The organism is Acidovorax sp. NB1 (assembly GCF_005405905.1).
Lineage (GTDB): Bacteria > Pseudomonadota > Gammaproteobacteria > Burkholderiales > Burkholderiaceae_C > Acidovorax.
The window spans coordinates 194521-207573 of sequence record NZ_BJHU01000003.1; the positions used below are offsets into that span (position 1 = coordinate 194521).

Consider the following 13053-nt stretch of genomic DNA (forward strand, 5'->3'; position numbering starts at 1 on the left):
TGGTGCTGGTGCTGGTGCTGGTGCTGGTGCTGGTGCTGGTGTTGGTGTTGGTGTTGGTGTTGGTGTTGGTGTTGGTGTTGGTGTTGGATCGGGCGACGGTGTGGGGGTAGGTCCGGGGACAGGCGTTGGCGTTGGCGTTGGCGTTGGCGTTGGCGTTGACGGGTTCTCTGGCTCGGAATTGCTGCCCTGACCCGGTGCGGGGCTGGTGCCAGGGGGCGATTCAACGCCTGAGTCAGTGCCTTGGGGGTGGTCATCTTTCCCGCCACCACAGGCGGTCAGAGCCACGGTCAAAAGCAGTGGGACAAGCTTGTATGCCTGCATATGTTGAGAAATCCTGTTGGAAGAAGTACGGGCATGCGGAGACTGGGTCTCTTCTGCGTTTTGCCTGGGGAGCAGCGCCCATGCGGGACCTTTGCGCCTTGGGGCGCAGCACCCCCCATCGAGGGGAAGCGGAGGTTACCGGCGCTCTGCCAAGGCGCAAATGACAATAGCGCTCAAGCTAGCCACATCGGGTGCTCACCCACGCCACGGGCCCCGTCTGGCACCCTCCACCAGATATATTCGTCGGCCGATGGACACAAAGAGTTTGGTTTGACTTCGACGTATCTCGCTGGCGTTGCGCTTGAAATGCGCTGGCTGCTGCCCCTGTACCAGCGCCTGTCAAACCGGCCCGAGTTGCTGCGCGCACTGGAGCGCGAGACCGGCCTGCGGCGGGCCGATCCAAGCGACCGCAGCCAACTCGCCCATGCGTCGTTTTGTGATCTCATCGAACGGCTGCATGCCGCGGGTGAACCCCATATATGCGCCTGGCTGGCCCTTCAGTTTGACGCCAGCGTGGGCTACGGGCAGGTGTACTTTCTGCGCAGCAGCTCTCAACTGCGCGAGATGCTGGCCGACCTGGTAACCAACCAGCCGCTCATGCTGCCGTTTGGTTACTTCGGCTTTTTCGTCAATGCGGACTCTGACAGTTTCGAGATGCGTTTGCAGCCCTACCACGCTCCCACACGGCTGGCATCGCGGTTGCTAGCAGAAGGGGCTTTGGCCTGGATCAAGCGCATTCTGGACCTCAGCCTGGCAGAGCGCGCAACGCCGCTATCAGCCAGCTCCATCGCGCCGCCCTCTCCATGCCGGGAGCCGCTGCACGCCGTGTTCGGCGCCCCGGTGCAGATGGGAGCACCCTACAGCACCCTGCGCTACCCGGCGCACCTGCTTGATCAAACACTGCCAGGCGGAAACCCCCGAATCAAGCACGCGATGCGCGCTGGATTCGTGGCCCTGTTGCGCAACAGTGACGCCCCCATCCCCCTCAGCCTGAAACTGATCGGCTGCTTTTTTTCGCACACTGGCCAGGGCGCTATGGGCATTGAGAGCACAGCTTTGCGGCTGGGCCTGAGCGGCAGTGCACTGCGCCGCCAGTTGCGGGTGGAGGGCATGCGTTTTTCGGACATCTACAACGCGCACCGCCGCCGCCTGGCGTTCCAGCTGCTGGTTCTGGAAGGCGCCCCGGTGGAGGCCGTGGTGCGCAGTCTCGGCTATGCCAGCCGGTTCTCGCTGGAACGCGCATTTGCGACGTGGTTTGACACCACGCCTGCACTGGCTCGCCGCGACCGTCTGCTGCTCGCGGCCCAGGCCATCGCCGAGGACTGGAGCGATCCCGTGGCGCTCCTGCGCATGCTGCCATCCCCCTCGCACAGCGCCATGGACGAGGCCAGCCTCAATGCGCTGCAGCAACCCGCAGGGCCGCTGGTACAAGCCTATCTGCTGGGCCTGGCCAACAGGGCCGAATATGGTGGTCGGCTGCTGGACGACGCCCGTGGCCTGACCACGCAGCTCCGTCCCGAACGTTTCGACCAATTGATCGGGGGGCTGCACCTGCAGGCCGGGCCAGGGCAGCCCGTAGCAGCCCTGGCGCCTCTGTGGCGTGCCTGCTCCACTGCGCTGGAAAGTCTGCCAGGGCTGGACTGGTTCGCGGCATTGAGCGCCGACGCGCAGCAGCGCACGCGGCAGGACGTGGCCTGGTACGAGCTGGGCGCACTGCTGATGCACCGGATGGTGGGCGCACCCTACGGCCGCCTGCTGCGCGAGGCGCAAAACTGGTCCCGTGCCCAGGTACTGGAGCAGGAACGCAAGCGCTTCGGGCTGGACCGGCACACCGCAGGCGCCCTGCTGCTCTCGGCCTGGGGCCTGCCGCGCAGCGCGGTCCACACCCAACGCGCAGCCAGCCAGCCGGTGACTGCCGAAGCCCAGCGACTCGCCGCCTTGTACGAACCAAGGCGTGCAAATTCAAGCCCCCTGTGCTCGCGCACGAAGCGCCTCTGATGCAGGAGGGCAGGTGGCGGCCGAGCCCGCACCTTGCACGCGCCACCACTGCAGCACACCAAACACCAGCTCGAAAGCGGTGAAGCCCAGCACGATGGCACTGGCCCCGTGCGCCACGGCGTAGATCTGCCACGCGGCAAACAAAAAGCGCGCCACACCATCCAGCCGCCCGAGCAGCAGCGAAGGCGCCACGATGCGCGCCACCGACCACACCACCACCACCGATCCGAGCAAGTTAGCCAGCAGCATGTGGGTGCTGTCGAGCGGGTGCAGCGTGCCCGGCAGTCCGAGCGTCTGGGCCAGCAGGTTCAGCTGGGCATAAAGCCAGGCAAAGGTCCAGGGCAAGGCAAACGGCCAGGTGACGAGCAGGTCGTACCAGCCGCTGGCGCGCACGATGCGCAGGTAACGGTCGGAAGCGAAGGCGGGGATGTGCATGACAAGAAACCTCTGTGAATGAATCAATGAGGTCCCGAGCTTCCACCTTGAAGTACGCTTCAGGGTCAAGCACTTTGTGGGGGGAGCAGGATCATGTTGATCGGAGAACTGGCCACGGCCTCGGGCCTGAGCCGCGAGGCGCTGCGGTTTTATGAACAGCAGGGCCTGATCCGCGCGCGGCGCCTGGCCAACGGCTACCGCGACTACCCGCCCGAGGTGGTGACGCTGGTGCAGTACATCCGCACGGCGCAGCAACTGGGCTTTACGCTGGCCGAGATTGGCGACCGCCTGCCCAGCATCTGGGATGCCCCCGAACCGGGCCCGCTGCTGAACCAGGTGCTGGCCAGCAAGCTCGGCGAGATCGACGCGCGCATTGCCGCGCTGCAGGCGCTGCGCCAGACACTGGCAGAGCGCGTGGCCACCGACTGCCCGCTGCACACCCGGGGGCCCTCCTCGAGCCTGGCCTAGACAGAATTTGAAGAAAAAATAGGCCTTACCGCGCGTTCACCATGCCCTTTAAGCTATCAAATAGATAGCAAACTCACCCCACACCCGCTACGCAGCCGACGCAGACGCGGGCACCACGTGCAGCAGCACCGGGTGGTTGCCATAGGCGTCCACTCCCTCGATCTGCACGCCAAAACCCCACAGGCGCGCCACATGCTTGAGCACCTCCTGGGTGTCATCGGCCAGCGGGCGGCTCTGGTACTGGGTGTGGCGCAGGGTCAGGCTGCGGTCGCCGCGCAGGTTCACGTTCCAGACCTGGATGTTGGGCTCGCGCGTGCCCAGGTCGTACTGCTGCGACAGCATCTGGCGCAGCTTGCGGTAGCCGTTCTCGTCATGGATCTCGCTGACCACCAGATCGCCCTGGCTAGCATCGTCGTGCAGCGCAAACAGGCGCATCTCGCGCATCAGGTGCGGGCTGAGGTACTGGCCGATGAAGCTTTCGTCCTTGAAGTTGCGCATGGCCTGGTCGAGCGCAGGCAGCCAGGGCGTGCCTGCGATGTCGGGGAACCAGTGCCGGTCTTCGGCCGTGGGGTTCTGGCAGATGCGCTGGATGTCGCGGTACATCGCAAAGCCCAGCGCATAGGGGTTGATGCCGCTGTAGGCGCGATGCCCCACGGGCGGCTGGTAGACCACATTGGTGTGCGAGCCCAGCCATTCGATCATCACGCCATCGCTCAGGTGGCCTTCGTCATACAGCGTGTTGAGCAACGTGTAGTGCCAGAACGTGGCCCAGCCTTCGTTCATCACCTGGGTCTGGCGCTGGGGGTAGAAATACTGCGCGATCTTGCGCACGATGCGCACGATCTCGCGCTGCCAGGGCTCCAGCAGGGGCGCGTTCTTTTCGATGAAGTACAGGATGTTTTCCTGCGGCTCCTGCGGAAAGCGGTTGTGCTCGGGCACGGCGTCGTCCTTGCCAGGCCGCGTGGGCAGGGTGCGCCAGAGTTCGTTGACCTGCTGCTGGGCGTAAGCCTCGCGCTGCGCACGCTCCTGGCGCTCACGCGCCAGGTTTTTCTTGGAGGGGCGGCGGTAGCGGTCCACCCCGAAGTTGGCCAGCGCATGGCAGGAGTCAAGGATGCGCTCCACCTCGTCAAAACCGTAGCGCTCCTCGCACTGCGCCACGTAGTCCTTGGCATACACCAGGTAGTCGATGATGCTGGACGCATCGGTCCACATGCGAAACAGGTAGTTGCCCTTGAAGAAGCTGTTGTGGCCATAGGCCGCATGGGCAATCACCAGGGCCTGCATGGCGGTGGTGTTCTCCTCCATCAAGTAGCTGATGCAGGGGTTGGAGTTGATGACGATCTCATACGCCAGGCCCATGTGCCCGCGCCGGTAGCGCCGCTCGGTGGCCAGAAACTCCTTGCCGTAGCTCCAGTGCCGGTAGTTCACCGGCATGCCCACGCTGGAGTAGGCGTCCATCATCTGCTCGGCGGTGATGATCTCCAGCTGGTTGGGGTAGGTGTCCAGGCCAAAGCGCTCAGCCGTGGCGGCGATGGCCGCGTGGTAGCGCTCGATGAGGTCAAAGGTCCAGTCGCTCGGGTCGGGCAGCGGCTCGGCGGGCGGCGCCCCGGCGGGCAGGGGCTGCTCGGGCACGGCATGGTGGCGGCGCTCGCCCACGGCGGCCGCCTTCCAGGGGTTGTCGTGGATGCGGCGCTCCAGCACGGGGTACTGGGTCATGTTGCTCATAACGCCACCCCTTCCTTCTTGAAGAGGTCGCGAAACACAGGGTAGATCTCGCTGGGCTGCGACACCTTGCGCATGGCGAAGTGCGAGAACTGCGGCAGCAGCTGGCTGTATTCATCCCACAGGTTCTGTTCCTCCTCGGCCACCTGCACATAGGCAAAGTAGCGCACCAGCGGCAGGATGCGGTCCACCAGCAGGTTGCGGCAATTGCCGCTGTCGTTGGTGAAGTTGTCGCCATCGCTGGCCTGGGCCACGTAGATGTTCCAGTCGCCACTGGGATAACGCGCGCGGATGATCTGGTCGAGCAGCACCAGCGCGCTGCTGACGACCGTGCCCCCGCTTTCGGTGGAGTGGAAGAACTGCTCCTCGCTCACCTCGGCGGCCTGGGTGTGGTGGCGGATGAAGACGATGTCGATCTTCTCGTAGTGCCGGGTGAGGAACAGGTACAGCAGGATGAAAAAGCGCTTGGCCAGGTCCTTGCGCGCCTCGTCCATGGAGCCCGAGACATCCATCAGACAGAACATCACCGCCTGGCTGTTGGGCACCGGCACCTGGGTGCGCGCGCGAAAGCGCAGGTCGATGGGATCGAGATAAGGAATGCGGCCGATACGCACCTGCAGCGCATCGATGCGGCGCTGCAACGCGGCCACCGCTTCGCTGGTGCCGTCGTCCTGCGCCAGCAGGGCATCCAGTTCCTCCTGCAGCGCCAGCAGTTCGCGGTGTGCGGACTTGCCCAGCGCAATGCGCCGCCCCAAAGCGCCGCGCATGGTGCGCAGCACGGCGAGGTTGTTGGGTATGCCGTCCTGGCTGTAGCCCGCGCGGCGCGACTTCCACAGCGGGTTCTCGCCAATGTGGGTGCGCAGCAGGTGCGGCAGCGCCAGGTCTTCAAAAAAGAGCTGCATGAACTCTTCCTTGGTCAGCGTGAAGGTGAAGTCGTCCTCGCCCTCCCCCCCATCGCTGGCCTGCGAACCGCGCCCGCTGCCCCCCTTGGGCCGCTCGATGCGGTCGCCGCGCACATGCTCTGCATTGCCGGGGTGCACCGTGTCGCGGACCCCGCCCTGGCCGTGGTGGAACACCGGCTCGCCGATGTCCTTCTTGGGAATGGTGATGTTCTCGGCCTGCTCGATGTCGCGTATGCCCCGCTGCGAGACAGCACGGCGCACGCTGTCCGCAATCTGCTCCTTGAAGCGGCGGACAAAACGCTCGCGGTTGCCGACGGACTTGTTCTTGCCTGCGAGCCTGCGGTCGATGATTTGCAGTGCCATCCACTTGCCCCCTTCATGGACCAGCGCCCCATAGCGGCACGCGGGCCAACCCATCAATCAACTAGCTGCTTTTGCGCACACGCAGGTACCACTCGCACAGCAGGCGCACCTGCTTGGGCGTGTAGCCCTTGTTCACCATGCGGGTGACAAAGTCCTCGTGCTTGCGCGCCTCTTCGGCGCTGGCCTTGGCGTTGAAGCTGATCACCGGCAGCAGCTCTTCGGTGTTGGAGAACATCTTCTTCTCGATCACCAGGCGCAGCTTTTCGTAGCTGGTCCAGCTGGGGTTCTTGCCTTGGTTGTTGGCGCGCGCCCGCAGCACGAAGTTGACGATCTCGTTGCGGAAGTCCTTGGGGTTGGCAATGCCTGCAGGCTTCTCGATCTTTTCCAGCTCGGCATTGAGCGCGCCGCGGTCGAACACCTCGCCGGTGTCGGTGTCGCGGTACTCGTTGTCCTGGATCCAGTAGTCGGCGTAGGTGACGTAGCGGTCGAAGATGTTCTGGCCGTACTCGCTGTAGCTCTCCAGGTAGGCGGTCTGGATCTCCTTGCCGATGAACTCGGCATAGCGCGGCGACAGGAACTCCTTGATGTAGCCGGTGTACTTGGTCTCCAGTTCGGCGGGGAACTGCTCGCGCTCGATCTGCTGCTCCAGCACATACATCAGGTGCACCGGGTTGGCCGCCACTTCGGCGCTGTCGAAGTTGAACACCTTCGACAGAATCTTGAACGCAAACCGGGTGGAGATGCCCGTCATGCCCTCGTCCACACCGGCGTAGTCGCGGTACTCCTGGTAGCTCTTGGCGCGCGGGTCGGTGTCCTTCAGGCTCTCGCCGTCGTACACCTGCATCTTGCTGAAGATGCTGGAATTTTCGGGCTCTTTCAGGCGCGTCAGGATGGCGAACTGCGACATCATCTTGAGCGTGCCCGGCGCGCACACGGCGTTGCCCAACGAGGATTCGCGGATGAGCTTTTCGTAGATGCGGGTTTCTTCGCTCACCCGCAGGCAGTACGGCACCTTGACGATGTAGATGCGGTCCAGAAAGGCCTCGTTGTTCTTGTTGTTGCGAAACGCCTTCCACTCGCTTTCGTTGCTGTGGGCCAGTACCACACCGTCGAACGGGATGGCACCAAACCCCTCGGTGCCCTTGTAGTTGCCCTCCTGTGTGGCGGTGAGCAGCGGGTGCAGCACCTTGATGGGCGCCTTGAACATTTCCACAAACTCCAGCAGCCCCTGGTTGGCCAGACACAGGCCGCCGCTGTAGCTGTAGGCATCGGTGTCGTCCTGGGCATAGGTTTCGAGCTTGCGGATGTCCACCTTGCCCACCAGGCTGGAGATGTCCTGGTTGTTCTCGTCACCCGGCTCGGTCTTGGCAATGCCGACCTGCTTCATGATGCTGGGATAGCGCTTGACCACACGGAACTGGCGAATGTCGCCGCCAAACTCTTCGAGCCGCTTCACGGCCCAGGGCGAAAGCACACGCTGCAGGTAGCGCCGGGGGATGCCGAACTGCTCTTCGAGCACCGGGCCGTCTTCCATCGCATCGAACAGGCCGAGCGGCGATTCATTGACCGGCGAGCCCTTAAGGGCATAGAACGGCACCTTCTGCATGAGGTATTTCAGGCGCTCTGCGATGGAGCTTTTGCCCCCGCCCACGGGGCCCAGCAGGTAAAGAATCTGCTTGCGCTCTTCCAGCCCCTGCGCCGCGTGGCGGAAGAAACTCACCACCTGCTCGATGGCGTCTTCCATGCCATAGAACTCGGCAAAGGCGGGATAGCGTTTGATGACCTTGTTGGCAAACAGGCGCGAGAGGCGCGGGTCGTTGCGCGTGTCCACCGTCTCGGGCTCGCCAATGGCAGCCAGCATGCGCTGGGCAGCGGTGGCGAAGGCCATGGGATCGCGCTTGCACTCGGCGAGGTACTCGTCAATCGACATTTCCTCTTCACGGCTACGGGCATAGCGCGCGGCGAAATTGCTGATGGCATCCATACGACCTCCTGTGGCGGCACCCCCGGCGGGCTCGGGAAGTACCACGGTGTTGCAGTGGGAATCGCTACCGGCTTGGCTCTTTGTAGCACCACGGCCTGTGCTTGAACAGCAAATTCGTGGTCACATCTGTTGCCTTTTCGGTGCTTTGCACACACAGCGGTAGAGCGCTGCACAATACACAAAGTTCACCCCGCGCCGTGCCTGCGCGGGTTGCCCCGGATAGGGAATATCCTGACAACCGACAGGGGGCGTGCAATGGCCCCAACGCGCCCCCAATCGGGTCGTGACGACAGGGCCCAGATCACGGCCCCATACGCCCCATACTCCCCATACCGCGCCCCACACCGATCACAAAGAGCTGGCGCTGGAGCCATCCCCCCGGTACAGCCAGGGCACATCCAGCACGCGCTCGCCCAGCAGGCGCAGCGACAGATCGCGCCCCCAGCGCACGGGCCCCGTGGCGTGGAAGATGCGGCCGTTGCGCGTGGACCGGGCCTGCACGCGGGCGTTGCGCTGCCAGCGGTTGAGTGCGTAGCGGGTGAGGCGCAGCGGCACCTCCAGGTCGTGCATGGCCAGCGCGCGCTGCAGCTCGGCCGCATCCTCGATGGCCATGCCCGCGCCCTGCGCCAGGTAGGGGCGCATGGGGTGGGCGGCATCGCCCAGCAGGCCCACGAGGCCACGCGCCATCTCGTCGGCACTGCCCACGGGCGGGCGGTCACACAGCGGCCACAGGCGCCAGCCTGCGGGGGCGTTATCGCTCACACCGCGCACCGTGTCCTGCAATGCGGTGCAGGTGCCTTGCAGCGCATGGTCCAGGCCTGCGGCGTTGGCAGCATGGTCCCAGTTCTCCAGGTCCTGCGGCGCGGGGCCCTGCACGATGACGACGATGTTCTGCAGCTCGCCCCGGCGCACGGGGTATTGCACCGCATGCAGGCGCGGCCCCAGCCAGGCAGTGACCTGGGTGGTGCGCAGTGCCTCGGGCAGCGCATGCTGCGGTACCAGCGCGCGGTAGGCCAGGTGGCCCGTCACGCGTGGTGGCATGGCGCCCAGCAGCTGGGTGCGCGTGCGGCTCCACAGGCCGTCGGCGCCGATCAGCGCGTCGCCCTCCACCTCCTTGCCCCGGCTGGTGCGCACGGTGACCACTTCGCCGTTGTCGGTGAAGCGGTCGATGGCGTGGTCCAGATTCAGTTGCGCGCTGGTGCCCTGGCTGACCCCCTCCAGCAGCAGGCTATGCAGGTCGGCGCGGTGGATGGTGGCGTAGGCCGCGCCGTAGCGCTCCACCGCCGTGGGGCCCAGCGGCAGCACTGCCAGCTCGCGGCCACTCACGGCATTGCGCACCTGCAAGCGACTGGGGAAGGCGGCCACCGCCTGCAGCGCCTGTTGCAGACCCCAGGCCTGCAGGCGCCGCACCACGTTGGGCCCGATCTGCACGCCCGCGCCCACTTCGCTGAACGCGGCGGCACGCTCGTACAGCCGCACATCCCAACCCGCGCGCGAGGCGCCCAACGCAGCAGCCAAGCCGCCGATGCCGCCACCGGCGACCAACACCTGCTTTTTCATCGCCGGGCCGCCCCAAGATGAAAAGCGCCCCCTTTGGGGGGCAGCGACCACACGAAGTGGGAAGCGTGAAGGTCAAATGTCATGCACTGATTGTCGCGCCCAAGAGGGGGCGGCTTTTGTCATAACGCAGGCCGCAACGCACGCTCCAGCACCTCGGGGGGCATGGGGCGGCCAAACAGGTAGCCCTGGAAGGCCTTGCAGCCGTAGCGCTGCAGAAATTCGAGCTGGCCCGTGGTCTCCACTCCCTCGGCCACCACCGCCAGGTCCAGGCTGTCGGCCAGGGCCAGGATGGTGCGCACGATGGCGGCGTCGTTGGGGTCGGTCTGCAGGTCGCGCACAAAACTCTGGTCGATCTTGAGCTGATCGAGCGGCAGGCGCTTGAGGTAGCTCAGCGACGAGTAGCCGGTGCCAAAGTCGTCCAGCGAGAACCCCACGCCGTAGCGGCGCAGGTGCTCCATGCGCGCAATGATGTCTTCGACATCGGCCATCAGCAGGCTCTCGGTCAGTTCGAGCTTGAGGCGCTCAGGATTGGCGCCCGTGGCGTCCAGTGCCCCCAGCACCTGCTCCACAAAATCAGGCTGGCGGAACTGCCGCACGCTCACGTTCACCGACAGGAAGAACTGGCGCGTGAGCGAGCTGCGCGACCAGGCCACCAGCTGGGCGCAGGCAGCCTCCATCACCCACTGGCCCAGCGGCAGGATGAGCCCGGTCTGTTCGGCCAGCGGGATGAATTCGGCGGGCGACACCATGCCCCGGCGCGGGTGCCGCCAGCGCACCAGGGCTTCGGCGCCCTGCAGGCGGCCCTTGCCGTCCACCACAGGCTGGTAGTACAGCACCAGCTCCTTTTCCTGCAGGCCCCGGCGCAGGTCGGCCTCCAGGGCCGAGCGGTTGCTCACGGCGGCCTGCATATCGGGGTCGAAAAAGCGCTGGGTGTTGCGGCCTGCGGCCTTGGCCTGGTACATGGCCAGGTCGGCGTGTTTGAGCAGTTCGTCCACGCTCAGGGTCTGCTGGCCAAACAGTGCAATGCCGATGCTGGGCGAGCTGTGGTGGCTGGCTTCTCCCAGCACATAGGGCTTGCCCAGCGTGGTGGCAATGTGGCTGGCCACCAGCGCGGCCTCGGCACTGGCATGGTCGGCATCAGGGCTGAGGCCTTCCACCAGCACCACAAACTCGTCCCCGCCAAAACGGGCCACCGTGTCGGACTCGCGCACGCAGGCCTTCAGGCGCTGCGCCACCTGCAGCAGCAATTGGTCGCCAGTGTCGTGGCCCAGGGTGTCGTTCAGGTCCTTGAAGTTGTCCAGGTCGATGAACAGCAAGGCGCCCTGGCTGTCCGAACGCGCCACGGCCAGTGTGGCGTGCTGCAGCCGGTCCACCAGCAGGCGGCGGTTGGGCAGGCCTGTCAGGGAGTCATAGAACGCCAGGCGCTCGATCTGGCTCTCGACCTGCTTGCGCTCGGTAATGTCGCGGCCCACGCCCCGGTAGCCGCGCAGGGCACCGTTGGCATCGAACACCGGCACGCCACTGACCGATATCCAGTGCATGCTGCCGTCCAGCCGCTGGCGCTGCAGCTCCAGGTCACGAAACGGCTGGTGCGCCGCCAGCACGGCGCGGTGCGCGGCCCAGTCGGCCTCGGTCATGTTGAGGGCACCAATCTCCCAGCGCGTGCGGCCCATCACGCTCGACAGCGGGATGCCGTTCACGCTCAGGTCGCCCGCCAGCTGCACAAAGCGGCCTTCGGCATCGTGTTCCCAGTACCAGTCGGACGACAGGTCGCTCAGCGACCGGAAGCGTGCCTCGCTCTCGCGCAGCTCGTTTTCCACCCGCACGTAGTCGCTCACATCGGCGAAGGTGCGCACCAGGCTGCCATCGGCCAGCGTGGTGGTGCGCACCTCGAACGTGCGGCCGTCGCGTGTGGTGCGCCAGTACAACGCCGGTGCGGTCGCCACGGCACCCTGGGCCACATAGTCGTGCCCGCGCCGGTCCACCAGGCTGTAACCCTGACCAAAGTCGCCGCGTTCGGCCTGTACCCGGGTCAGGTCGGCCAGCGTGGGGCGTGTGGCCATCAGCGATTCGGGCAGGTTCAGCAGCTCCAGCACCCGCTGGTTGTAGACCGTGATGCGCCCATCCGGGCCGGTCTTGAAGATGCCCTGGCTCATGCTGGCCAGGGTGGCCTGCAGGGCGGTGCGCTGCTCCTGCAGCATGGTCAGCGCCTCTTGCCAGATGCGGGCATCCACCATGCGCACGGGCTGGCCCTGGCCCCGGGCGTTCTGCATCAGCGCCACCAGGCGGTTGAGCAGCTCGCTCAGGTGCGACACATCGTCGGGTTCGCGCAGCACATAGTCGCCCAGCCCGCAGCGGAAAGCCCGCGCAGCCAGCGCCTCCTGGGTGGCGTCGATGCACATCAGCACCGGGCGGCCCGCGCACAGCTCCAGCAGCCCGGGCAGCTCCTGGTCCGAGGGGCGCAGGCACATCACCACGGCGTCCCAGGCCTGCGAAGCCAGCGGCGCCATAGCGGTCTCGGGGGTGGGGCTGTTCACTACACGCCAGTCGGGGTAGCGCTCGGCCATCAGCCGCCGCGCCGCCGCCGCGTGCTGCGTGTCGATGTCCACCCACAGGACCCCCACATTCGTCATGGCTTGGGCCCTTCCGGCACCGCCACCAAGGGTTGCGACATGAAGCCCAGCTGCTGTTCACGCAAAAAAATGTCCATGGGTGTCGGCCGCCCAAACAGATACCCCTGAAACCCCTCACACCCATGCAGCCTCAGAAAGCCCAGCTGCCCCGTCGTCTCCACCCCCTCTGCCACCACCTCCAGGTCCAGGCTCTTGGCCAGCGCCAGGATGGTCCGCACAATCGCCGCGTCGTTCGGGTCCGCCAGCACGTCCCGCACGAAGCTCTGGTCGATCTTCACCTGGTCCAGTGGCAAACGCTTGAGGTAGCTCAGGCTGGAGTAGCCGGTGCCGAAGTCATCGAGCGCAAAGCCCACGCCTTCGCTTTTGAGCTGCACCATGCGGGCGATGGTGTCTTCGATGTCTCCCAAGAGCAGGCTTTCGGTGAGTTCGAGTTTGAGTTTGCGGGGGTCGGCGTTGTGGGCCTTGAGGGTTTGCAGTACTTCGGCCACGAAGCCGGGTTGCCGGAACTGGCGCGCGCTGACGTTCACCGAGATGGACAGGTGGGCGGTATTGTCGTGCTGGCTCCAGCGCTGCAGTTGTTCGCAGGCGGTTCGGAGTACGTATTGGCCCAGGGGGAGGATGAGGCCGGTCTGTTCTGCCAGGGGGATGAAGTCGCCGGGGCTGATCA

At 65.5% G+C, this 13053-nt stretch carries 9 protein-coding genes; 2 read left to right on the plus strand and 7 right to left on the minus strand.

What is annotated here, in order from left to right:
* Positions 1–591 precede the first annotated feature (591 nt).
* Positions 592–2319 (plus strand): AraC family transcriptional regulator ligand-binding domain-containing protein, encoded by a 1728-nt coding sequence (locus tag AvAM_RS01055; protein ID WP_171012103.1) that lies wholly within the window; start codon positions 592–594, stop codon positions 2317–2319.
* Here AvAM_RS01055 and AvAM_RS01060 read toward each other — a convergent pair.
* Positions 2284–2754 carry a hypothetical protein gene (locus AvAM_RS01060; protein ID WP_137745350.1) on the minus strand — a complete coding sequence of 157 codons (471 nt, stop codon included), beginning with the start codon at positions 2752–2754 and terminating at the stop codon, positions 2284–2286. The two genes, AvAM_RS01055 and AvAM_RS01060, sit on opposite strands and share 36 nt — an antisense overlap.
* A 93-nt stretch (positions 2755–2847) precedes the next feature.
* Here AvAM_RS01060 and AvAM_RS01065 point away from each other — a divergent pair, with 93 nt between their 5' ends.
* The gene (locus tag AvAM_RS01065; protein WP_137745351.1) at positions 2848–3222 is read left to right on the plus strand and encodes a MerR family transcriptional regulator; all 375 of its coding nucleotides are present in this window, start codon (positions 2848–2850) and stop codon (positions 3220–3222) included.
* An 87-nt stretch (positions 3223–3309) separates the two neighbouring features.
* Here the strand turns inward: AvAM_RS01065 and AvAM_RS01070 are convergent, their stop codons facing one another.
* From AvAM_RS01070 to AvAM_RS01095, 6 genes are all read right to left on the minus strand, one after another.
* Positions 3310–4947, minus strand: a complete 1638-nt coding sequence (locus AvAM_RS01070; protein WP_137745352.1) for a SpoVR family protein — start codon at positions 4945–4947, stop codon at positions 3310–3312.
* Positions 4944–6209, minus strand: coding sequence for a YeaH/YhbH family protein (locus AvAM_RS01075; protein WP_137745353.1), 1266 nt, complete (start codon positions 6207–6209; stop codon positions 4944–4946). Before AvAM_RS01075 ends, AvAM_RS01070 begins: the two co-directional genes overlap by 4 nt.
* Before the next feature lie 61 nt (positions 6210–6270).
* Positions 6271–8193: a PrkA family serine protein kinase gene (locus AvAM_RS01080; RefSeq protein WP_137745354.1), complete on the minus strand. Its 1923-nt coding sequence runs from the start codon at positions 8191–8193 to the stop codon at positions 6271–6273.
* 348 nt (positions 8194–8541) lie between these two features.
* A complete protein-coding gene (locus tag AvAM_RS01085; protein WP_137745355.1) occupies positions 8542–9753 on the minus strand; it encodes an FAD-dependent monooxygenase in 1212 nt (403 codons plus the stop codon).
* 119 nt (positions 9754–9872) lie between these two features.
* The gene (locus AvAM_RS01090; protein WP_137745356.1) at positions 9873–12386 is read right to left on the minus strand and encodes an EAL domain-containing protein; all 2514 of its coding nucleotides are present in this window, start codon (positions 12384–12386) and stop codon (positions 9873–9875) included.
* Positions 12383–13053 (minus strand): bifunctional diguanylate cyclase/phosphodiesterase (locus AvAM_RS01095; RefSeq protein ID WP_137745357.1); only part of this gene is annotated, 671 nt, incomplete at its 5' end. The genes AvAM_RS01095 and AvAM_RS01090, both read right to left, overlap by 4 nt.